The following is a 22,389-nucleotide window of genomic DNA, read 5'->3' on the forward strand; positions in this document are numbered from 1 at the left end:
GCCAGCTTCAACCACCTGTATGGCGAGCACTTCGTGCTGCCCGAGGCGGCCATCGACGAGCACGTGGCCACACTGCCCGGCCTGGACGGGCGCAAGATGAGCAAAAGCTACGACAACACCATCCCGCTGTTCAGCTCGCGCGAGCAGCTCAAAAAGCTCATCGGCTCCATCCTCACCGACTCGCGCGCACCCGGCGAGCCCAAGGAGGTCGAGGGCTCCGCCTTGTTCCAGATCTACCGCGCCTTTGCCACCGACGACGAAGCCGATGCCCTGCGCCGCGCCTACGCGGACGGCATTGCCTGGGGCGACGCCAAGCAGTTGCTGCTGGAGCGGGTAGACCAGGTGATCGCCCCCATGCGCGCGCAGTACGAAGAGCTGATCAACAACCCCGCCCGCATCGAGCAGACCCTGCTGGCCGGCGCCGAGCGCGCCCGTGCATTGGCCACGCCGTTCATTCGCGAGCTGCGCGCTGCGGTGGGCCTGCGCAGCCTGGCGCAGGCCACCACGGCAGCCAAGCCCGTGAAGGCCGCCAAGGCCGCCCTGCCCGCGTTCAAGCAGTACCGCGAGGCGGACGGCAAGTTCTACTTCAAGCTCGTGGCAGCCGATGGCCGCCTGCTGCTGCAAAGCACGGGCTTCGACGCACCCAAGGAAGCCGGGCAGGCGATTGCGCAATTGCAAAAGGACGGCACCGGCGCCGCGCTGCAAACCCTGGCGCCGCGCCTGGCCCCGGTAGACGGCGTGGAGGCCGCCGAAGTAGCCGCCGCGCTGCAGGCCCTGGCCGAAGCAGCGGCGGCCTGATCGCTGATCCCTGGTTCATCATTCAGGGTTTGCTCCTATTTTTATAGCTTTTTGCGCCTATCTAATAAGCGCTAGCGGCCAAAAATTGCCTCAATCCCGGTAGCGCACCAGCGCCCACAGCGTGGGCCGTTCGCCATGGCGCAGGCCCGTCTGCACCGTGCCGGTAAAGCTCCAGCGCCGGTCCAGCGACTCCCAACCATGGCCCAGCGCCAGGCTCCAGCCCGGCGCGCGCAGCACGGTGTTGGCCTCGTCGCGGTAGCGCGCGCCGCGCCAGGTCATGCGCAGCAACGAAAAGCTGCGGCCCTCGTGCCGCCAGGTGGTCTGGCCCAGCACCACATGGCGCGCAAAACCGGGCAGTTGCAGGCCCGCCAAACCCGCGCCCGTGTTGCGCGAATCGGTGTGGATGTAGCTGCCCAGCACACTCCAGCGCGGCGAGAGCAAATGGTTGACCGACACGCTGGCCTGCGCCAGATGTCCCTGGCCAAAAACCGGCGTCTCCTCATAGGTATTGAGCGAGGTCTGCGCGTTGAGCACCACGGGCGCGATGGAGGCCACGTTGTCGAAAAGCGCGGAGGTTTCCTGCGCGAACAGGCGCCCATTGCGCGCTGCCAGGTTGTTGATGCGCTGGCCCGACAGGCTGGCGCCGAAGAAGGTGGAGGGTGTCATCTCCCAATCGAGCTGCACGGCATGCTTGCGGGCATAACTGCCGGTCAGCAGGTACTGGTTGTCCACCGCGATGGCGCCCGTGGCCACCGGCGCGAGCGTGTGCGTACCAGGCGCGCGCAGGCTCTCCTGGTAGGCCCAGTGCAACGCACGGCCGGGCGCTATGCGCAGGCTGGCGCCCACGCGCGGCAGCAGGCGGCGGCGGTGCGTGGCGCCGTCCTCAATGGGTGCCAGCAGGTCCTGGCCCGTGGCCGTGTCGGCATAGCGGTCGCTCTGCTGCACGGCCAGGCGCGGCCAGTAGGCCTCGGCCATCCAGCTCCAGGCACCCGTGCGCCATTCGCCTGCCACCCAGGGCATGCTGTAGCGCTCGGTGTTCTTGCGTGGCGTGGTGATCTGTGAATCAGTGATGGCGCTGCCGCTGTCGCGGTCCACGCGCTCCCAGCCTGCGCTCAGGCGGTGGGCGCCCCACAGCGTGGTGTGGCGCAGGAATACGCCTTTTTCGTCGCTGGTGTAGCCGTAGTCCTGCGGGCCCCAGCGCGCGTCGTCCAGCACCAGGCCCATCGTTTGGCGCGCGCCGTGCACCTTGAGCCAGGTCTGGCTGTCGGCCGACCAGCGCCAGGCGCCGCCCACGTCGGCACGGCGCGTGCGTGTCTCGGCCCCGCCGGTAAAGGTGATGCCGTTGCCAAAGCCGAGCCCGTCGGGAAAACGGTAGCGCAGCGTGGTGTCGCCATACAACGCAAACAGCGAAAGGCTTTCGGTGGGCTTGGCGCCCACCGCCAGGTCGATGCCGGGGGACGACAGCCGGTAGCGCGTGGACGGCGGCCCCTCGCGCGGCCACATCTGCACGTCGTTGGCGCGCACCAGCCAGGCCACGGGCATGCCGCTGGCGGCCAGGCCCCGGTGGCCCGCGTCCACCGTGGCGTTGTGGCGCAGCGGGTTGCGCTCGGCGCTGGCGCCCACGGTCCATTCGCTGCCGGTAGTCAGCATCAGCGGGGCGCGCTTGTCGCTGGCACCGAACACTGTGGGGTCGGTGAGGTAGCCCTGAAAGAGTTCGGAGCGGCGGCTGAAATCGCTCTCATACCGGTCGGCCAGAAAGAAGTGGCTGCCCGCCCACAGCGGGTAGTACGAGGCATTGGCATAGGCCCGCGCCCAGTGCTCCATGCCGAAGTCGCCCAGCGCTTTGCCCAGGTTGGCCGAGCCCTGGCTGTCCGAGGCCAGGGGGTTGAGCGACTTGAGGTAGGGCAGCCGCGCAAGCGCCTCGCGCGCGGCGGCGATGGCCTGCACGGGCTCGCCGCTGTCGTTGCGCAGCATGGCCTCGATTTGCCAAGGCAGTGGGTCGCGGGGGTCGGCCAGGCGCGCACGGTCGAGCGAATCGAGTGCGGCGGCGCGCTCGCCCAGCGTGTATTCGGCCACCGCCAGCCAGACCTGGGCGCGGGCGTAGCGCGGCTCGATCACCAGGGCCTTGAGCAACTGGGTGCGCGCCGTTTCAGCGTCGCCCTGCTTGAGGGCCAGCAGACCAGCCCCGGCCAGGCTCACGTAGTCGTCGCCCGCCTGGGCCAGCGCGGCGTCCAGCTCCACACGGGCATCGGCCAGTTGCAGGGCCTCGATGGCGGCCGTAGCCTGCTCGCCCCGGTAGGCGGGGTGGTCGGGCGCCAGGGCCACGGCCTGCGCCAGGGCCACGCGGGCCGCGCGCAGGTCGCCCCGCTCTTGCAGCGCGCGCCCCAGGCCCCACAGGGCGGCGGCACGCTGCGCGTCGCCCTCGGCGCGGGCAACGGCCTCGCGGTACAGCCCCAGGGCGGCGTCGGCGTTGCCCTCCAGCCGGTGCCAGTCGGCATCGGCCTGCAGCAGGAGGGCCGACAGGGGTGCGGCGGCCCGCGTGGTATCCAGCCACGCACGCGCCTGGGTCTGGCGGTCCAGCGCCATGAGCAACTCGGCCCGGCGCGCGGCGATGCGTGGGTCTTGCGTGCCTTGCCAGGCCTGGCCTAGGCGGTTTTGCGCAGCATCGAGCTGACCGTCGAACACGTCCAAATCAGCCAGCACCAAGGCTGCCACCGCAGCATGCTCGCCCGCCGCAGGCATCGCCAGCAGCCGCACACGTGCCTGCGGCCATTGCCCAGACTGCAGCTCGGCACGCACGGCGGCCAACGGCCCGGCCAAACCGGGCTGGTGAAACTCCGCCCAACGCGTTGCGTCCTCTGGATAGGCCGCCACCCACTGCACGCGCTCACGCGGATTGACCAGCACCCGTTTCACAGGTGCCCGCCCCTGTTCCACAAAGCCCTGCTCGGCAGGGCCCAACTGCACGCTGCCCTGGGCGTTGGACAGCTCCACCAGCCCCGACAGCACGGTGAGTGTGGTGCGCCCCTGTGCATCCACCTCCACATCCCAGTCGGTGCCGCGCACCACGGCCAGCGCGGCGGGGGTCTGCAGTTGCAGCGTGGCCGGGGTCTTCTTGGTGCGGGCCCACAGGCGCCCAGCGGCCAGCTCCAGCAAGGTGCGGGTGGCGTGCGACTCGCACAGCCGCAACTGCGCATTGGCCGACATGCGGATCTGCGTGCGGTCGGCCAGCAGCAAGGCTGCTGAAGACAGTGCCAGCGTGCGCATGTCGGCGCCTGCCCCCAGTTGCTGGGCCAGCGCAGCAGCCTGCCAGGGCTCGGTGCCCGGCGCGCGCGTCTGGCCCTGCCCCGCCAAGGCCACGATCTGCGCTGCCGCAGCGCCTGGCGCCGGGGGCGCACCCGCGCATTGGGCCCAGGCGCCCGGCGCACCCCAGGCCACAAGGGCCATGCCCAGCGGTGTCACCCAGGCACAGCGAAATGGGGGCAACGAGGGCGTGGTGGGCATAGCATGACCTTTCTGGATAGCGGAAGGATGCGATCAGGTTTTGTCCAGCGCACGGGCACTGAACGCCATGGGGGAGTCAGACGCTGGGGCAGCAGCGGCTTGCGCCTGCAAGCGGGCCTGCAAGGCATCGGCATGGGCCAGCCACTGCGGCACATGTGCGGCGGCCCGCGCGCGCCAGTGGGCGCAGCACTGCAGCGCCTGCGCCCACTGGCCCGCCTGCAGATGGCCATGGAGCGCGAGACTGATAGCCACCAGCTCCGGGTCGTCGCACAGGGTGTACACATCCACCCCCGCGCTGCGCCCGGCCAGCACCACGGCATCCAGCCACAGCAGTTGCGCGCGCTGCGGGTCGCCCGCAGGCAAAGCGTCACGCGTGGCGCCCGACAGCAGGATGCTGCTGCCAAACGCCTTGTTCGCCCCTTCCAACCGCGCGGCGGTGTTCACGGCATCGCCCACGGCGGTGTAGGTAAAGCGCTCGTGCGAGCCCAAGTGCCCCACTGCCACCTCACCCGTGTGCAGGCCGATGCGCAACTGCACCTGCGCAAACGGTGTGCCCTGCCACTGGGCGCGCAGGGTCTCCATTTCGGCCTGCATGGCCTGGGCGCAGGCCAGGGCGCGGGCTGCATGGGCGGGCTCGGGCAAGGGTGCGTTCCAGAATGCCATGACGGCGTCGCCAATGAACTTGTCGAGCGTGCCGCCGTGTTGGTGCACGGCATGCGTCATGCGCGAGAAATAAGCGTTGAGCGCCTGGGCCACGGCCTCGGGCGGCAGGCGCTCGCTGGCGGCCGTGAACCCGGCCAGGTCGGAGAACAGCAGCGTGAGCACCTTGCGCTCGCCCCGCAAGGCCGGGGCTGCACTCTCGGCCACCAGCGCATCGACCACGGCGGGCGGCACATAGCGCGCGAAGTTTGCGCGCAGTTGCTCGCGGCGGCGGTGCTCACGCCAGTAGCTGTCGGCCGCCCCCACGTTGAAGTGCAGCGCAAGGCCTGCCAGCGTGGGCAGTGTGCTCCACCACACGCCCTCGGCAAAGGCCCACACCCCACCCGCCACCGCCAGAATCGCCAGCAAGGCGCTGAGCCACAGCGCCCGCCAGCCGCGCCAGCGGCGCGTCAACACCGCAACCATGCCGACCACAAGCACCGCCAGCAAGACCGGCCCCACAGGGTGGGCCGGCACGATCCAGTCGCCCGTGAGCCCATTGATCAGCGCCGTGGCATGCGCGAACACGCCCGACTGGGTGGCTGCGCCCAGTGCGCGCAAGGGGGTGTTGAACTGATCGACGCCGTCCACCGGCGTGTTCTGCCCCAGCAGCAGCACATGGCCCTGAAGGGCGCCCGGCGCCAGCGCGCTGGCGGGCTCCAGCGCCTGGGTGTAATGGACATAGGGCAACGCCACTTCGGGGGCGTAGTAGCGCAGCAGCGCGCCCTGCGGCGGCGGGGTGAATGGACGCCCGGCAGCCTCTGCCAGCACGCGCCACAGGGCTTCGCCGTGCACGGGCGCGCGGCGCAGCACACCGTCATCGTCCATCTCCACCGCCACACTGCCCTGGCGGGCCTGGGGGAATACGGTGGGGATGGCCTGCCGGTACTGCGCAACCTGCGAGCTTTGTACCGCCACCTCGGCCGAGGCCAGCACCACCGGCATGCGCCCCTGCAGCGCGGCAGCCAGGGCCGCGTCATCTTCTGGCGACTGGGGTGCCGCAAACAGCATGTCGATGCCCAGGGCGGCTGCGCCTGCGGCAGATACCGCATCCACGAGTTGCGCATGCAGGCGGCGCGGCAGGGGCGGGCTCAGGTTCAGCGCAGCCAGGCTGGGCTCGTCCAGCCCCACCACCAGCACGCCTGCATCGGGCCGCGCTGGGGCGGTCAGGCTGGCCAGCAGATCGTATTCAAGCCGCTGCAGTGGCGTCCAGACCGGCAGCGCGTGCAGCAGGGCCAGCAAACCCAGCGCAAGCAGCATCCGCAGCGCCAAGGTGCGCCAGGCGTCCTGTATGGCCGGTGCCCGCAAGCTCGTCATTCCGCCCCTTTCAGCTGCCCCACGCATCGACGCAGCGATGCCATCCCGCACACTGTATTGCGCCCTCATTCGCCTGCACATCGGGGATACGCTGAAAAAACAATGTGGACACAGCACCTACCTTCAAAGCCCAGCGCCGCCTTAAACTGAATGCTTGAACCTGTTTTGGAGAACCCATGAAGCTGCTGTTTGCCTCGGTCTCTGCGCTCGCCCTGCTGGCGGGCTGCAACGCCACCAACAACCCTTATCACCCCTCCGGCCCCATGGCTTCGGGCCGGGACCGCACCTTCAGCGTGCCGGTGTACGGGCCGGACACCTCTCAGGCATACGCCGCCGCCACGCGCGAATGCCAGCGCATGGCCTTGCACGCCAAACTGTTGCGCAACGACGGATCGCGCCTGGTCTTTGAGTGCGTGAGCGAACTGCCCGACAAACCTTGATACCCGCCAACCACCCCGCATCACCCCGCCCCGTGGGCGGCTGCGGGGCCGTGCTGGCCATCGCCGCGCTGCTGGCGGGTTGCCAGCACACGCCGACGGTGGAGCCCCCCGCATCCATGACATGGATCAATAGCCTGGGCATGGTGTTCGTCCAAGTGCCTGCTGGCACCTTCTGGATGGGTGGCCTCCCTTCCGTGGAAACACTGGCACAGACCTACCCCCTTCTGGAAACCAAACGCTTCACAGAACTGGTCGACGAGGTGCCCGCGCACGAGGTGCATATCAGCCAAGCGTTCTACCTGGGCCAGCACGAGGTCACGGTCGGGCAGTTCCGGCGGTTCGTCGAGGCTTCGGGCTACCAGCCCGAGCCAGAAGCCGATGGCACGGGCGGCTATGGCTACAACCCACAATACGACCCCGCCACCACCCGGCGCGGCGATGCCTTTGAGGGCCGCGCACTCCAGTACTCATGGCGCAATCCGGGCTTTGCGCAGGGTGCGGACCACCCGGTCGTCAACGTCACCTGGAACGATGCCCAGGCCCTGGCCCGCTGGCTGAGCCGCACCGAGGGCCACCACTACCGGCTGCCCACCGAGGCCGAGTGGGAATATGCCTGCCGTGCAGGCACGCGCACCCTCTACCCCCATGGCAACGACCCGCAGGGCCTGGCGATGGCCGCCAATACCTTTGACCAGAAGACCGCGCCTCTGTGGCCTCGCTGGCAGCAGCATGCGCTCAAAGGGAACGATGGCCATGTCTTCACCGCGCCAGTGGGCAGCTACGCCCCCAATGCCTTCGGCCTGCACGACATGCTGGGCAATGCCTGGGAATGGGTGGCAGACTGGCACGGAGACAACTACTACGCCACCTCGCCGCGCAACGACCCACAGGGCCCGGACGACGGCAATGTGCGGGTACGACGGGGCGGCTCGTGGCACACGTGGCCGTTCTACGCCCGTTGTGGCTACCGCAACTGGAACACGCCACAAACACGCTATCCGCTGGTTGGGATGCGGCTTGTGCGGGAGATCGCGCAACCGCAACCGCCCCTGCCAGACTAGCCCCCTTGATGACAGCCAACGCCGTGGTAGCACCGGCGTTCCTTGTAAACCACAGAAAGTCAACAAGTATTAACCCACCATCCTAAATATCACCAGGCTGCTACTCTGGTTGAGAGATGTCGCAAATAATTTGCGACTGCATTTTCGACGGGGAGAAACATGCGCATAGCCGCTCTGGACGACGATGCGCTTCAGCTGGATCTGATCAAGCAGGCCACAGAGGCGATGGGCCATGTCTGCCACACGCACATGACGGGTGCCGATTTGCTGCGCACGCTGCGCCGCGAAACTTTTGACTTGCTGATCGTGGACTGGCACCTGCCAGACACCACGGGGCCCGAGGTGGTGCGATGGGTGCGCAAGAACGTGGCGGCCCAATTACCTATTCTGTTCGTCACCAACCGCCAGGAAGAACGCGACATCGTCGAGGGCCTGGAAAGCGGGGCCGACGATTTCATGATCAAGCCCGTGCGCATTGGCGAGCTCAATGCACGCGTGGCCGCCTTGCTGCGCCGTGCCTATCCCGACAACTCTGGCGGCGTGCTGGAGTTTGGCCGCTACCGGTTCCTGCAGGAAACCCGGTCCATCGAAATGGATGGCACGCCCGTGGAGCTCAAGAACCGCGAGTACGACCTCGCTCTGTTTCTGTTCCAAAACATGGGTCGGCTGCTGTCGCGCGACCACCTCAAGGAAATCGTCTGGGGCCAGGTGGCCGACGTCATGTCGCGCTCGCTGGACACCCACATTTCGCGCCTGCGCACCCTGCTCGACCTGCGCCCCGCCAACGGCTTTTTCGTCACGGCGGTGTATGGCGTAGGCTATCGCTTTGAAGCTGTCGAAGCCCCGCGCAAGAGCTGAGCTCGGCAGGCGCCACCATACACGTGGCGCCCGCCGGTTGCAGGCCGCATGAAGGAGACCTGATTTGATCACCACCCCGTCCATCCGCCAAGTTCCCTGCGCCGTTGCGGCGCTTGTCCTGGCGGCCACCACGGGCCTCGCAAGCCGGGGCGCACAAGCCGACCCCGACATTTCCCAAGCAGACGAGATCGCTCACGTCGTCAAGAAGGGCGACACTCTGGAAAAACTGGCCAGAGACTACCTGGACGCCCCCCGGCAATGGCCGCTGCTGCAGGCCCGCAACAAGGTGGCCAACCCGCGGCAACTGCCGTTGGGCTCAGTGATATGGATACCGGTGCGCCTACAACCCGTCGAATCCGCCACCGTGCAATTCGTGCAAGGCACCGCCACCGCACAGGGGCGGTCCAGCAAAACGCCCACTCCCATCACACAGAACCAGCAGTTGGAGGAAGGCACCACGCTCCTCGTCGGCCCCGATGCATTCGTAACGGTCAAGCTGGCCGATGGCACCGTGGTCCGGGTGCAGGCGCAATCCGAGCTGCAATTGCGGCAGTTGCGCCGGCGTGGCCGCGCAGGTAGCGCCCAGTCGGTCATGGAAATGCACAAAGGCGGCGTGGAATCCACCGTCACTCCCAACGCGGTGTCTCCACCCCGGCTTGAAATTCGCACCCCGCTGGCGGTGACCAGCGTGCGCGGCACCCGCTTCAGCGTAGCCATGATGGATTCGGGCCAAACCACGGCATCGGTGCTTAATGGATCGGTGGCCGTGCAGTCCCGGCGCGACACCGACAGCCGCCCGGCGGCAGCGCTGACGGCCTCCACATCCCTGCTGGCGCCGGGCCAGGGCTTGGCCGTGGCAGCTGACGGCACCGTGGGCGCAACGCGCGCACTGCTCCCGCCGCCCGATACCTCGGGCGTGCCCGCCCTGCTGGGCGACGCAAGCTTGCTCGCCATCGACATCCCGGAGGCGCCCGGAGCAGCACGGTACGTGGCCCAGGTAGCACAGGACACCGCATTCACCCAGGTCCTGCGCCATGGCAACTTCGCCAATGGGAATTTGCGCTGGAAGGCGCTGGACGATGGCCACTACTACCTCGCGGTGCGGGCCGTGGATGACGCGGGAATCGCAGGCCAGCCCGCCGTGCAACCGTTCACCGTCAAGACCCGGCCCGTGGCGCCGCTCTACCAATCCCCCGCGCCCGATGCCGTGGTTGCCAGTGGATCGGCTGAACTGCGTTGCACTGACGTCTCTGGCGTACGCTGGTACCGCGTGCAGGTAGCCGCCGATGCAAAGTTCACCACACCCTTGCGGGACGAACAGCGCCTGACCGCATGCCGAATGCCCCTTGGCACATTGCCTTTGGGCACCTATTTCTGGCGCATTGCCAGCCTGCAGCAGCTGCCCGACGGGCAGGCCGACCAAGGCCCCTTTGCACCGCCGCAGTCCTTCACCGTGGCGGCCCGCCCGGTCACCCTGTCGCAGCAATCGATGCAGGCTGAAGACGGGGATCCCACTGTGCGCCTGCACTGGCCCGGCCGAATTGGCCAGCGGTTTCGGTTGCAATTGGCCGCCGCCGCAGACCCGGACTTCGCCAAATTGGTCCAAGACAATGTGCTCGACGCACCCACTTGGACCGCGAGCAACCTACCCGCGGGCGAATACCTGGTGCGCATCCAGGTGCTGGACCCCAGCGGCCTGGAAAGCGAGTTCTCCCCACCGCGCCAGATCCGCGTAGGCACCGGCATCCGCACCGGAAGTGGCCTGCCGGTGTCCACCTCCAGTGGCGCGCCGGTAGGCCGCCCTTGAGCGGACAGGACGGCCAGCAAGACCTGCCAGGCGCGCCGTACACCACGCCATGCTGAGCATCGCGCACAGCCGTCGTCGCCGACGCCATCTGGAATGGGCCACTCTGTCCATCGCTTTGCTGGGGCTGGTGGCCTGGCTCAGCCCTCCGGAGAGCCTGGGCCGGGTGAACCATATCGTGCAGGATGCAGGGTTGCGCCTGATCACCCGCGCACCGCATCCGGACATCGTGATCGTCATGATCGATGACCCCAGTATTGCCGCCATCGGCCGCTGGCCCTGGCGCCGGGCTCTGCATGCCGAGTTGATTTCCCGCCTATCGGCACACAACCCGCGTGCGATCGGCATGGACGTGCTGTTCAACGAAGCCGATCTCGACTACCCCGAGGACGACTTGCTACTGACTGACGCCATTCAGCGCAGTGGGCGGGTGGTATTGCCCGTGCTGCGGCGCGGCTATGGCCCTACCAGCAATGCAACCGATCTGCCCTGGCCGGCCTTTGCCCAGGCAGCCGCTCAACTTGGCCACGTGCATGTGGCCCCCGATAACGACGGCGTGGTGCGCAGCCTGTACCTGCGCGAAGGCCCCGCCACCGCCCCGTGGCCCCACTTCAGCACAGCGATGCAATGCGTTGCGCAGGCACAGCAACCCGGAACACGCCCCTGCCCTCGCCCCCTCGCTCGCGCCGCCGATGGCGCACCCTGGGCGCTCTTGGACCGCACGCTGATCGCCTACGCAGGCGGCCTCTCGCGGTTCACCACGTATTCGTACATCGACGTGTTGCGCGGTGCGGTGCCTGCCGATGCTTTCCAAGGCAAATACGTGCTGGTCGGCGCGGCTGCATCGGGCCTGGGCGACATGTTTGCCACCCCCGTCAGCCAGCAGTCCCGCCTGATGCCAGGCGTCGAGGTGGTGACCCACGTGCTGGATGCGCACCTGTCGGGCGAACAGATCGTGCCCGCGTCGCGCGCACTCAACACCGCGTTCAACCTGGCGCCCGTGGCTGCAGCCTTGCTGGCCTTGCTGCTCGCGGGCCCTCTGGCTGCGCTGCTGACAAGTGCCGGGCTGGGCATCACAACCCTGCTGCTGAGCGTGTGCCTGCCCTGGTGGGCGGGCCTGCAGTTTGCGCCAGCCGCCGCTTTTCTGGGGCTGATGCTGGCCTACCCGTTGTGGAGCTGGCGACGCCTGAACGCGGCCGCACATTTTCTGGGGCTGGAGATGGAAAACCTGCAGCGCGAAGGCCTGTCAATGCGGCTGCGCAAACGGATCGGGGATTCCGCTGATTTTCTGGAACGCCGCATCAACGCCGTCGAGCGGGCATCACGCCAACTGCGCGACCTGCACCACTTTGTGAGCGAGAGCCTGCAACAGCTGCCAGCCCCCAGCCTTGTCTGCGACACCCAGGGCCAGATCCTGCTGGCCAACTTGGCAGCCCGCCAGCACCTGGGCGGCGATGCACAGCCTTCGCTACAGGGCTTGTCCGTGGTCGAATTGCTCGCCGATCTGGTGCAGGCGGACACCGGCCAGCCACTCATCACCAAGGAACATCTGCGCAACCGCACTCTGCCAATGCAAAGCGAAGGACGCGACAAACACAACCGCAGCCTGCTGATGCAATGCAAGCCCTTCACCGACCTGGCCAATGCGGGCTGGCTGCTGACGCTGGTGGATCTCACTGACATGCGCCGCGCCCTGCAACAGCGCGACCAGGCGCTGAACTTCATTTCACACGACATCCGCGCGCCCAACGCGTCCATCCTCACGCTGCTGGAGATGCAAAGGGTCTACCCAGGCCGCATGTCTGACGAGGAATTGATGCTGCGTATCGAGCGCTATGCGCAGGCATCTCTGGGCATGGCGGAAAGCTTTGTGCAACTGGCCAGCGCCCAGGCCCAGGAATACCGCATGGAGCCGCTGGACCTGGTCACCATGCTGGCGGAAGCCACCGATGACCTCTGGGTCCTGGCCCGCGACCGCCGGGTGCAGGTGCGCACCACCGACGCCCCCGATACGGCCCCGTGCCTGGGGGACCGCGCCTTGCTGGGCCGCGCGCTGGCCAACGTGATCAACAACGCCATCAAATTCAGCCCGGAGGGCGGCGCGGTGGAATGCTCCATTGCCCCGCGCGGCACCCACTGGGTGCTGTCGGTGCGTGACCAGGGCCCTGGAATTGCCCCTGAACTGCAAGGCCAGTTGTTCACGCCTTATCAAAGACTGCACGGCCGCAGCCACCCTTCAGTCCAGGGGGTGGGCCTGGGCCTTGCGTTGGTGCACACCGTGGTGCAACGCCACGGGGGCGCCCTGGAGGTGGACAGCGACGCAGGACGCGGCGCGGAGTTCCGGCTGGTGCTGCCACGCAGCGATGACAACACCCCGCAAGGCGACGATGGCGCCAGCTAGCCCATCAAGGATGGGCCGGTAAAGCCCGCAGATAGGCCAGCACGGCCTGCCTGTCACCCTGGAACACGATCCGGTCCGCCCGGCTTTTGCGCTGGTAGGCGTACATCGGGTCATAGTAGTGGCGCATAAGCGCCGCAATCCACTCACGGTGCAGGGCAAGGTCTGTATGGCTTCGTTGCCGCGCCAGTGCCGTCTGCATGGTGGCACGCAGCCCTTGGTGCCGGTCTCCGCCCAGCCGCTTGGCGAGCTTGTCCAGGCTTTCCTGCAACCGGGCCGCGAACAAATCAAAGCCAGCCGCGTCACCATGGGCCGCCACAAAATCCGCACATTGCTGCACCACGTAGTCCTGCACGATGCGTTCGACGCGGGCATCGAAGCTATCCTCAAGACACACGATGGGCGCCCGCTCCGCCCGCAGTCGAAGCTCCAGCGGCACAGAGCAACTGCCCACATGCCGCCCCTCGTCTTCAAGCACGAAAGACCCGAGCCCTTGCTCACGCCTCTTGAGCAGATCAATTGCCAGTCGATTCTCGAAATCGATTTGCGCGGGCTGCCCGCTGACGCGCTGGCCAAAGCTGGAGCCCCGATGATTGGCATGCCCCTCCAGGTCCAGGCCATTCGCCAGTTGCATGATCACCTCGGTCTTGCCCGTGCCGGTGAGGCCGCTCAACACCACAAAGCTGCACTGCGCTGAAGCCATCTGCGTGGTCTCAATCAGGAAACTGCGCATGGCCTTGTAGCCACCCAACACGCGGGGGTAGTCGATGCCCGCATCGTTTTTCAGCCACTGCTGAACGATCTGGGAGCGCAGCCCTCCCCGAAAACAATACAGCACACCCTCCGGGTGCGCCCGCGCAAACTCAGCCCAGGCACCGATGCGGTCTTGCTTGGTTGCACCCGACACAAGTTGGTGCCCGAGCGCAATCGCGGCCTCCTGGCCTTTTTGTTTGTAACAGGTGCCGACCTGCTGGCGCTCGCCATCGTCCATCAAGGGGCGGTTGACTACGCCGGGGAACGCACCCTGCACAAACTCGACCGGCGCGCGCACATCCATCATCGGCACATCGTTCAAAAAGATGTGCCGGTAGTCCGACAGGTTGACCCGCATCAGCGCAACCTGACGGCAAAGGCGTGGCGCTCGGTCAACTCGCCAATGGGCTGCAGCGCAAGGCCCAGAGAGGCAGCCACATCCAGAAACTCACGCTCGCCTTCAGGGCTCACAGCCACCAGCAGCCCGCCGCTGGTTTGCGGGTCGCACAACAGGTGCTTTTGCTCTTCGGTCAGCGGTGCAATCTTGGCGCCGTAGCTGTCGAAGTTGCGCAGCGTTCCGCCGGGCACACAGCCCTGGTTCATGTAGTGGTCCACCCCGGCCAGGCGGGGCACGGCAGCGTAGTCGATCAATGCACTCAGGCCGCTGCCCTCGGCCATTTCGACCAGATGTCCCAGCAAACCAAAGCCGGTGACATCCGTCATCGCCTTCACACCCCCAAGGCGGCCAAACCGGGCCCCTGGCGTGTTCAGCGTGCACATCAGGTCGCGCGCAACACCCACATCCTGCGGGCGTAACTTTGATTTTTTCTCGGCTGTAGTCAGAATGCCAATGCCCAGCGGCTTGGTCAGATACAGGCGGCAGCCCATCGTGGCCGTGTCGTTACGCTTAAGGTGGCGCTTTTCCACCACCCCCGTCACCGCCAGGCCAAAAATCGGTTCCGGCGCATCAATCGAATGCCCACCGGCCAGCGGAATCCCCGCCACATCGCACGCCGCACGCCCACCACGCACCACCTCACGCGCCACCTCTGGCGGCAGCACATTCACGGGCCAGCCCAGAATGGCAATCGCCATCAGCGGATCGGCACCCATCGCATAGATATCGCTGATGGCATTGGTGGCGGCAATGCGCCCGAAATCGTAAGGGTCATCCACGATGGGCATGAAAAAGTCGGTCGTGGACACCACACCGCGCTCGTCATCCAACGCATACACGGCGGCATCGTCCCGCGATGTGTTGCCCACCCACAGCCGAGGGTCCAGGTGCTGCGCCCCGCTACCGGCCAGGATCACACCCAGCACCTGCGGGCTGATCTTGCAACCGCAGCCCGCCCCATGGCTGTATTGGGTCAGGCGGATGGGAGAGCTGCTCAGGGGAGATTCTTGGGACATGCTGGGTTCTTTCAAAGCATCAGGCGCAAGCCGCGCGGCCACCATTTTCGCGCGACGCTCCAACGGCCCGAATGCCAGTCAACCCGAATATCGAATGCGCAGACACCGCCCCTGGGCAGCCAACCAGGGCGAAAACCCGCAACATGGAGGCAGGACGGCACGCAGTTGAATGCCAAAAACCAGAAAGGGTTTGCTTCTATTTTCATAGCAGCAAACCCTTTGGATACTGGCGGAGAGGGTGTCCGTCCGCCGAACTTCCAATGAAGTCCAAATCAGTCCAGACGAATGACATAGACCACTGATTTATATAGGTTTTTTCAGAAATACATCGTTTCCAAAGTCCAAAGCAGTCCAGCCAAATCTGATTCAATCGGATCTTTTATGGTAGATACCATGGCGGATAAAAAAGCGGCACAATTTCACATCAGAAAGCTCTTTGACGAGCTTACCGACGTTATGGATGTGACTTTGGGATTCGAAAGATGGCACGCAAAGCGAAAGAACTGTCGGCGTTGGAAGTTGGACGCCTGACGAAGGTGGGACACCATGCGGTGGGCGGCGTGGCGGGCCTCTACCTGTACGTGGTGGAGTCGGGCGCAAGGTCCTGGGTCCTACGAACCATGGTGGGAAACAAACGCAGGCACATGGGTCTTGGCGGTTTTCCGGAAGTGCCTTTGGCCAAAGCCAAGGAGAAGGCCCGCGCAGCCAAAGAGCAGATTGACCAAGGTATCGATCCCATCGTGCAGCGTCTGGCAATCGCCAGCAGCCTCAAGGCGCAGCAGGCAACGCAGAAGACATTCAAACAGGCAGCTCTTGCCTATATCGAGGCCCATGGCGAGGGTTGGAAGAACCCGAAGCACCGAGCGCAGTGGAGTGCGACCCTGGAAACCTATGCATACCCACACCTCGGAGATCTTCTCGTCCAGGATGTCGGACAAGACCACGTATTGAAGGTTCTGGAGCCCATCTGGAAAACCAAGACCGAGACTGCCACACGCCTGCGTGGACGTATCGAGAGCGTGCTCGACTGGGCCACGGTTCGCAAATATCGGACCGGCGACAACCCAGCACGCTGGAAGGGCCACCTCGACAAGTTGCTGCCCGCCCCCGGAAAGATCCAGAAGGTTGAACACCATCGCGCACTTCCAGTCGCCAAGATGGTTGAGTTCATGAATGCGCTTCGTCGCCGAGAAGGTCTTGCTGCGCGTGCGCTGGAGTTTGCGATTCTTTGCGCTTCACGAAGTGGTGAGGTGAGAGGTGCTCGATGGGATGAGTTCGACCTTGAGGCGTCCGTCTGGACAATTCCCGCTGAACGGATGAAGGCAGGCAAAGAGCATCGCGTGCCCCTGTCCAGCTTCGCGCTGGCAATTCTGAAAAAGCTCCCCAAGAGGGCGGATGTTGATTTGGTCTTTTCAACCGAAAGCGGGAAAGCTCTCTCGGATATGGCATTGACTTCTGTACTGCGTCGCATGGAGGTGGATGCAGTGCCCCACGGATTCCGCTCTACGTTCCGCGATTGGGCAGGTGAACTGACCAACCACCCTCGGGATATCGCGGAGCAAGCGTTGGCTCACGTCCTGAACAACAAAGTAGAAGCTGCATACCGCCGCGGCGATGCATTGGACAAACGACGCAAGATGATGCAAGACTGGGCAGAGTTTTGCGCTGGCGACACAAGGCGTTTGCTGACATCAGCTTTCAGCGATATCCGATCTACGACGCTGAACATATCCAAGAGCTAGAGTATTTGCCCAGAGACGTGGTTCCCTCATCAACATGTCCACGCAAGGTGCTTCTGGAAGCGCCCGCGTGATCGCGCAGAGCCTGAACCAGATCGACAAGGCCTACGGCCAGAACCACTCGATCCTGGACAACTGCCACGTGCGGGTGACGTTCGCCACCAACGACGAACGCACCGCCAAGCGCATTTCCGAGACGCTGGGCACGGCCACCGAGCTGCGCGCCCAGCGGAACTACGCCGGCCACCGACTGGCACCCTGGCTGGGTCACTTGATGGTCTCGCGGCAAGAGACGGCACGTCCGCTGCTCACCCCCGGCGAGGTGATGCAACTGCCGCCCGACGAGGCGGTGGTGATGGTCTCCAGCGTGCCACCCGTCAAGGCCCGCAAGCTGCGCTACTACGCCGACGCGAACTTCCAGCGCCGCGTATTGCCGCCTCCCGTGTTGGCGGCAGGCCCCTACCCCGATGCGCCACCGCTGCGATCGGACGACTGGCGAGGACTGGCGGTACCGATGACGACGACCGCACCGGGCCCCGCGCTCATGGCCGGCATGGCCGCCCATGAAGGCGGTCCCCGCCTGTAGCCGGAGCTGACGGCGGTGACCACGCCGCAGCCCGAACTCGGCGCGTTGAACAATGACCTGGCGCTGCTCGATGACGACGACTCGCCCCTGCCCCTCCCCCACCAGCTCGACCCGGCCCTGCACCGCCATCAGCCTGGCCAATCGATCTCTGATCCCGATCAGCACGAGATCAGGCGCCTGATTCAGAGCGCCCAGCAAACCCCTCAGCATCCAGCATCTGATGCACAAATCCGCGTGATCCAGGGCAAGTACGGCCGCCATTGCTTTGCCGTCCGCGATAAGGAACAGTCCTTGCAGACCATCTCCATAGTGCGTTCCGTGCGGCAATGCGTTTGCACCAAAGAGGTACCTTCATCAAACGCCCAATCGCAGCCCTTCGTGGCTTGACTCCTTTTGCAGAGTCCTTGGAAGGCCGCATTTGGGCCTGAGGAGATCTCCTTTCCTTCGATCCTAAATTTCTTCAGTCACATATCACCCCTGTGACCTGACCACCGTCTGCCCTTTGGCTGCGGTCCAACGCCCATAAAGCCCGGCCAGCTCATCTCGAGCTGCCGGGCTTTATGCCGTCATGGTCGGAGTTTGCTGTCTTTCTGCTGGTCTGCTCTCCGGTCTACCGGCCCTCTTCAGCCCCGTGTGTTCACGCACCCGGGGCTTTTGCTTTGGTGCTGCCGGTTGGTCTTTCTGTCTTGGTTCCCTGGTTCTTCAACCCGCATGTTCTTTCAAGGAGATTTCCATGCTCACCTGTCCCCAATGCCAATCCCCACGATTGGAATCCCGCGACCTCGGTCGCAATACCGGCTGTGCTGTCGGCGCACTCGCAGGCGCTGCCAGCGGCGCAGCGAGTGCACTGCGCGGTGCCCGACTGGGCGCTACTTTCGGCGCATTCGCCGGTCCTGCGGGGACCGTCCTGGGCGGTCTCGCCGGTGCCGCCCTCGGTGGCCTGGTGGGCGGCGCCATCGGCTGCGAAGTGGGCAGCAAGATCGGTGAAGCCGTCGATCAGAACTGCCTCGCCAACTACCGCTGTCTGGAGTGCGGACATACCTTTAGCCGTCCACGTGACTGATGTGCATGGGCTGTTTCCGTCCTGCTGACTTCTCGGTCTCGCGCGTCCTTTCTCTCTTCCTCTCGTCCCCCCTGCCCTGGTTCTTTGTCCTTGCTGTGCGCTCTTTGGAGACGCGCAGTGGTGCATCCGTGGGTGAGCGGTTTTCGTCTGGTCTTTCTTTCGTTCGTTCTTTCGCTTTCTCGTTCTTTCTTCCATTTCTACAAGGAGTATTTCAATGGCACATCTCGTTCAAACCATGGCCTATGTCGGTGAGACCCCCTGGCACAACCTGGGTCAACAACTGCCCGCCAAACAACCCATCGATGTCTGGGCCCGTGAAGCGGGCATGGACTGGACCATCCGCGAGACCCCCGTGCGCTACATGGCCACGCAGGCCGGTACTGGTTCTGGATCTAGCGCTGCGTCTTCTGTCTCGAACCTCTATGGCGAACCCATGGAGTTCCCCGACCAGAAGGTGCTGTACCGCAGCGATACCAAGGCCCCTTTGTCGGTGGTCAGTGCCCGCTACCAGGTCGTGCAGCCCAAGCAGGTGCTGGAGTTCTACCGGGATCTGACGGAAGTCTCTGGGTATGAGCTGGAGACCGCCGGGGTCCTGAAGGCCGGGCGCAAGTTCTGGGCCCTCGCCCGTACTGGCAAGTCCTCGGCGCTCAAGGGCAACGATGTGGTCAATGGCTATCTGCTGTTGGCCACGTCCTGCGATGGGACGCTAGCCACCACGGCCACACCCACTACCGTTCGGGTGGTCTGCAACAACACCCTCTCGATTGCCCTATCTGGAACGTCGAGTGCGATCAAGGTGCCCCACAGCACCAGCTTTGATGCGCAGGCGGTCAAGAAGCAGTTGGGGATCGCCGTCTCGCAATGGGACGGCTTCATGTACAGGATGAAGACCCTGTCCGAGCGCAAGGTCAAGAGCCATGAGTCCATGAACTACTTCCTGAAGGTGCTGTGCCAGAGCGATGGGCATGCGGATGCGTCTGCAGGTCTCACCAATGAGCGTGCCCTCAAGAAGGTGCAAGCCATGTACGAAGGCCAGGGCCGGGGTGCAGAGCTGGCTGCCGCCAAGGGCACGGCCTGGGGTCTGCTGTGCGCCGTCACTGAGTTCGTGGACCACGAGCGCCGGGCGCGCAGTCAGGAGTACCGCCTGGACAGTGCCTGGTTTGGTCAGGGGGCCACCCTCAAGCAGCGGGCGCTGGAGCAGGCGTTGCAGTTGGCGTCGTGACTGGGTCTGATGCTCTAGCGGTTCGACTGATTTTCATTCTGCGATTTATCCATTCACCCACCTGCATCGCTCTTCACGGCATAGACCCCGGCTCCTTCAGTGGACCGGGGTCTTTTGTTTTGGGCGTAGTGCTGGTGTTCGTTTCTTTCACATTAGGAGTCAGCATGGTTCAACCTGTTGTTTCACCGGTGGGGACTCCCTCCACCAAACCCCGCCCGGCCCTCAGGCTGGTCAAGACCCAAGACCTGGATCGCGATCAGTGGTTGCAGGTGCGCAAGGGTGGTATCGGCAGTTCAGATGCGGCAGCGGCTGTCGGGCTCAATCCCTACCAGTCGCAGCTGGAGTTGTGGATGGAGAAGACCGGTCGTGCTCCCACCGCCCCACCGGGCGATGGGGGTGCGGACGATCAAAGTCCGATGTACTGGGGATCTCTCCTGGAGCCCATCGTGGCTGCGCACTACACGCGCCGCACGGGCAACCGTGTACGGCGTATCAATGCGGTGCTGCAGCATCCCGAACATTCCTGGATGCTGGCCAACATCGACCGGGAGGTGCTTGGGGCACCAGATGTCCAGTTGCTCGAGTGCAAGACCGCAGGACTTCAGGGTGCCTGGCTCTGGCGCGATGGGGTGCCGGAGTACGTGCAACTGCAGGTGCAGCATCAGTTGGCCGTGACCGGCAAACAGGCTGCGGATGTGGCGGTGCTGCTGGGCGGCCAGGAACTGCAGGTGTTCCGGATCGATCGCGATGAGGAGTTGATCACCCAGCTCATTTCCCTGGAGCGAGAGTTCTGGGGCTATGTCGAGCGGGATGAACAGCCTCCGGCCGATGGCTCGGATTCAGCAGACCGGGCCTTGCGGGCGCTATACCCCCGGGATACCGGAATCACCCTGGACCTTCGCGAGGACCTGACGATGGGCGCAGTTTTCTCGGACCTGCTTGCCGTTCGCCAGGTGTTGGCCACCCAGTCGGCGCTGGAAGCGCAGCTCAAGCAATCCATTCAGCAGCGCATGGGTGATGCCTCGCGTGCGGTGTTCGATGGCGGGGAAGTGAGTTTCAAGCGCAGCAAGGATGGCAGCACGCTGGACACAGCGCGGCTGGCCAAGGAGATGCCGGAGATCGCGCAGACCTACACGGTATCAAAGCCGGGGAGTCGGCGGTTTCTGGTGCAAACGTGAGGCGGGATCATTTTTATTCCATGCATTCCCTCGGACGGGCTTCATCGGCAACGGTGAAGCCGGTTCTGTTTGGGGGGTGCATTCATCACATTCAACAAGGAGATTCACATGCTCAAAGGTTTGGCTTTGACGCCGCCCGTGATCGGGCGCATTGCGATTGGTCGGGTGGTGGAGAAGAACGGGCGTCGCCTGCCCGAGAAGGACGATGAGTTCACGCTCACCAGCCAGGTACAGAACAAGGACGGGTGGGTGTTGCATCCAGCGGATAGCCAACTGCGCAAGGATCCCGGTGCGAAGCTGCGCAGCATTCCGGTGCGGTTGCTGTTTGACGATCCGGATCTGAGCCTGGGGGCTAACTACACGATGTTTGACCGGGCGACCGGCAGGCCGTTGTGTGTGGGGGATGGGGACAGCTGCAAGCGGGTGACGATTTCCGGGATGCAGTCCCTACCCTGCCCTTCGCCGGTCTCATGTGCACTGGCCCAGGATGGGAACTGCAAGCCGTATGGGCGGCTGCATGTGCGTGTGGATACCGGTAGCTATGGGCAGACGGAATCAGCCACAGGGAGTGCTGGAGCTACAGGAGCAGCTGTGGGAGATGACGAGCTGGGAAGCTTTGTGTTTCGGACGACAGGGTTCAACAGCATTCGGACAATATCGGCTCGCCTGCGGTACCTGTTTGCGGTGTCTGGTGGACTGCTGGCGGGCCTACCCTTGGAGCTTCGCCTGCGCGGTAAATCCACCACGCTGTCGCATCGCACGCCGATTTACTACGTCGATCTGACACTGAGAGCGGGTAACAGCTTGGCCCAGGTCGTGGCACTGGCGCGGCAAGAGCGCGAGCAACAGGTTGCACTGGGTCTGGATCAGGCGGCGCTCGATGAAGCGGCACGCCAGGGCTTGGCGCTGGGAGAGTTTGAGGAATCGGAGGAAGAAGGCGCTGGCATCGTGGAGGAGTTTTATCCAGACGCCAATGTGGGCGGGGATGGAGACGAAGGGGTGGAGCGAGCGCCTGAGCCGATTTCGCTGCGTGGCAAGCTGCATCGTCGGCAGGAGGCGATGGTCAGCCGTGCAACCGTGACGGCAACGGGGGTTCCTGGAGCCTCTCATGCAAGCGTATGAAGGGCTTGTCCGCCGGTACGTCGTGGGACTGGTGATGGACACGGTACCCAGTTACCGCTGCGGTGAGGGTTATGAACCAGGACACAGAGTGCTTCCCGGACTTCTTGTGTGGGATCGCGTGCTGCCGCGTCGTACGGGTGCGGTGGCATTGCAGCAAGCGGTTGCGTTGCTCACTGGCAAGCGTGTCAGTGTTCCGACGGTGGTCAGTGCACAGGGGTTGCTGCGCCATGCGCAGCGGCTCCTGCCGGGGTTCAATGCTCAGTTGGTCTGGGAGCAGGAACCTTCCAACTTGCTGGCGCTATCCCACGAGGCGGTTCACCGTGGTGGCTTGGTGGTGCTGCTCTGGCAGTCCATTGCCAGGCACGTTCAGGGATCCCCTCGCCTGCCCTGCCCGGCGCCTCAATGGATGCTGGTGGTGGGGGTGGAGGGGCCTT

General features: G+C 65.0%; 15 protein-coding genes and 1 pseudogene. 12 read left to right on the forward strand and 4 right to left on the reverse strand.

The genetic code is table 11. The features are described 5' to 3' along the window. Positions 1-798 (forward strand): DUF1508 domain-containing protein (locus Q0105_RS04715; protein WP_298209259.1); only part of this gene is annotated, 798 nt, incomplete at its 5' end. Between the two features lie 90 nt (positions 799-888). On the opposite strand, the gene Q0105_RS04720 is transcribed toward Q0105_RS04715, so the two are convergent. Beyond that, on the reverse strand, positions 889-4,302 hold the full coding sequence (locus Q0105_RS04720; RefSeq protein ID WP_298209261.1) for a FecR domain-containing protein: 3,414 nt from the start codon (positions 4,300-4,302) through the stop codon (positions 889-891). 33 nt (positions 4,303-4,335) lie between these two features. After that, positions 4,336-6,318, reverse strand: coding sequence for an adenylate/guanylate cyclase domain-containing protein (locus Q0105_RS04725; protein ID WP_298209263.1), 1,983 nt, complete (start codon positions 6,316-6,318; stop codon positions 4,336-4,338). Positions 6,319-6,494: 176 nt separating this feature from the next. On the opposite strand from Q0105_RS04725, the gene Q0105_RS04730 reads away from it, so the two are divergent. The 5 genes from Q0105_RS04730 (at position 6,495) to Q0105_RS04750 (ending at position 12,882) form a co-directional block, all read left to right on the forward strand. Further along, on the forward strand, positions 6,495-6,758 hold the full coding sequence (locus tag Q0105_RS04730) for a hypothetical protein (RefSeq protein WP_298209265.1): 264 nt from the start codon (positions 6,495-6,497) through the stop codon (positions 6,756-6,758). Between the two features lie 116 nt (positions 6,759-6,874). Continuing rightward, positions 6,875-7,819 carry a formylglycine-generating enzyme family protein gene (locus tag Q0105_RS04735; protein WP_298209416.1) on the forward strand — a complete coding sequence of 315 codons (945 nt, stop codon included), beginning with the start codon at positions 6,875-6,877 and terminating at the stop codon, positions 7,817-7,819. A gap of 159 nt (positions 7,820-7,978) precedes the next feature. Continuing rightward, complete coding sequence (locus Q0105_RS04740; RefSeq protein ID WP_298209267.1) at positions 7,979-8,677, forward strand: response regulator transcription factor; 699 nt, start codon at positions 7,979-7,981, stop codon at positions 8,675-8,677. A gap of 64 nt (positions 8,678-8,741) precedes the next feature. After that, positions 8,742-10,484: a FecR domain-containing protein gene (locus Q0105_RS04745; protein ID WP_298209270.1), complete on the forward strand. Its 1,743-nt coding sequence runs from the start codon at positions 8,742-8,744 to the stop codon at positions 10,482-10,484. Between the two features lie 49 nt (positions 10,485-10,533). Continuing rightward, the gene (locus Q0105_RS04750) at positions 10,534-12,882 is read left to right on the forward strand and encodes a CHASE2 domain-containing protein (protein ID WP_298209272.1); all 2,349 of its coding nucleotides are present in this window, start codon (positions 10,534-10,536) and stop codon (positions 12,880-12,882) included. 4 nt (positions 12,883-12,886) lie between these two features. Here the strand turns inward: Q0105_RS04750 and mnmH are convergent, their stop codons facing one another. Together mnmH and selD are read right to left on the reverse strand one after the other, a co-directional pair. Beyond that, a complete protein-coding gene (mnmH, locus tag Q0105_RS04755; protein ID WP_298209274.1) occupies positions 12,887-13,990 on the reverse strand; it encodes a tRNA 2-selenouridine(34) synthase MnmH in 1,104 nt (367 codons plus the stop codon). Next, complete coding sequence (selD, locus tag Q0105_RS04760; RefSeq protein WP_298209276.1) at positions 13,990-15,045, reverse strand: selenide, water dikinase SelD; 1,056 nt, start codon at positions 15,043-15,045, stop codon at positions 13,990-13,992. The genes mnmH and selD overlap by 1 nt, the downstream gene beginning before the upstream one ends. Positions 15,046-15,527: 482 nt before the next feature. On the opposite strand from selD, the gene Q0105_RS04765 reads away from it, so the two are divergent. The 6 genes and pseudogenes from Q0105_RS04765 (at position 15,528) to Q0105_RS04790 (ending at position 21,955) form a co-directional block, all read left to right on the forward strand. Continuing rightward, positions 15,528-16,787: a site-specific integrase gene (locus tag Q0105_RS04765; protein WP_298209278.1), complete on the forward strand. Its 1,260-nt coding sequence runs from the start codon at positions 15,528-15,530 to the stop codon at positions 16,785-16,787. Between the two features lie 28 nt (positions 16,788-16,815). Beyond that, positions 16,816-17,496, forward strand: a pseudogene (locus tag Q0105_RS04770) (type IV secretory system conjugative DNA transfer family protein); the annotation flags it as partial. Between the two features lie 607 nt (positions 17,497-18,103). Next, the gene (locus Q0105_RS04775) at positions 18,104-18,433 is read left to right on the forward strand and encodes a hypothetical protein (protein ID WP_298209280.1); all 330 of its coding nucleotides are present in this window, start codon (positions 18,104-18,106) and stop codon (positions 18,431-18,433) included. A gap of 214 nt (positions 18,434-18,647) precedes the next feature. Continuing rightward, on the forward strand, positions 18,648-19,655 hold the full coding sequence (locus Q0105_RS04780) for a DUF932 domain-containing protein (RefSeq protein ID WP_298209282.1): 1,008 nt from the start codon (positions 18,648-18,650) through the stop codon (positions 19,653-19,655). Positions 19,656-19,819: 164 nt separating this feature from the next. Further along, positions 19,820-20,833 (forward strand): lambda-exonuclease family protein, encoded by a 1,014-nt coding sequence (locus Q0105_RS04785; protein ID WP_298209284.1) that lies wholly within the window; start codon positions 19,820-19,822, stop codon positions 20,831-20,833. Positions 20,834-20,941: 108 nt separating this feature from the next. Next, complete coding sequence (locus Q0105_RS04790) at positions 20,942-21,955, forward strand: phage capsid protein (protein ID WP_298209286.1); 1,014 nt, start codon at positions 20,942-20,944, stop codon at positions 21,953-21,955. Positions 21,956-22,389 lie beyond the last annotated feature (434 nt).

This window comes from Acidovorax sp., from assembly GCF_027492855.1.
Taxonomy (GTDB): Bacteria; Pseudomonadota; Gammaproteobacteria; order Burkholderiales; family Burkholderiaceae_C; genus Acidovorax.

What these genes read in the sequence shown, in the direction of transcription:
- Q0105_RS04790 (WP_298209286.1), top strand. Translation starts at nt 20,942, where the DNA reads ATGCTCAAAGGTTTGGCTTTGACGCCGCCCGTGATCGGGCGCATTGCG.
- Q0105_RS04740 (WP_298209267.1), top strand. Translation starts at nt 7,979, where the DNA reads ATGCGCATAGCCGCTCTGGACGACGATGCGCTTCAGCTGGATCTGATC.
- Q0105_RS04725 (WP_298209263.1), bottom strand. Translation starts at nt 6,318, where the DNA reads ATGACGAGCTTGCGGGCACCGGCCATACAGGACGCCTGGCGCACCTTG.
- Q0105_RS04780 (WP_298209282.1), top strand. Translation starts at nt 18,648, where the DNA reads ATGGCACATCTCGTTCAAACCATGGCCTATGTCGGTGAGACCCCCTGG.
- Q0105_RS04765 (WP_298209278.1), top strand. Translation starts at nt 15,528, where the DNA reads ATGGCACGCAAAGCGAAAGAACTGTCGGCGTTGGAAGTTGGACGCCTG.
- Q0105_RS04735 (WP_298209416.1), top strand. Translation starts at nt 6,875, where the DNA reads ATGACATGGATCAATAGCCTGGGCATGGTGTTCGTCCAAGTGCCTGCT.
- mnmH (WP_298209274.1), bottom strand. Translation starts at nt 13,990, where the DNA reads ATGCGGGTCAACCTGTCGGACTACCGGCACATCTTTTTGAACGATGTG.
- Q0105_RS04720 (WP_298209261.1), bottom strand. Translation starts at nt 4,302, where the DNA reads ATGCCCACCACGCCCTCGTTGCCCCCATTTCGCTGTGCCTGGGTGACA.
- Q0105_RS04730 (WP_298209265.1), top strand. Translation starts at nt 6,495, where the DNA reads ATGAAGCTGCTGTTTGCCTCGGTCTCTGCGCTCGCCCTGCTGGCGGGC.
- Q0105_RS04785 (WP_298209284.1), top strand. Translation starts at nt 19,820, where the DNA reads ATGGTTCAACCTGTTGTTTCACCGGTGGGGACTCCCTCCACCAAACCC.
- Q0105_RS04750 (WP_298209272.1), top strand. Translation starts at nt 10,534, where the DNA reads ATGCTGAGCATCGCGCACAGCCGTCGTCGCCGACGCCATCTGGAATGG.
- Q0105_RS04775 (WP_298209280.1), top strand. Translation starts at nt 18,104, where the DNA reads ATGCTCACCTGTCCCCAATGCCAATCCCCACGATTGGAATCCCGCGAC.
- selD (WP_298209276.1), bottom strand. Translation starts at nt 15,045, where the DNA reads ATGTCCCAAGAATCTCCCCTGAGCAGCTCTCCCATCCGCCTGACCCAA.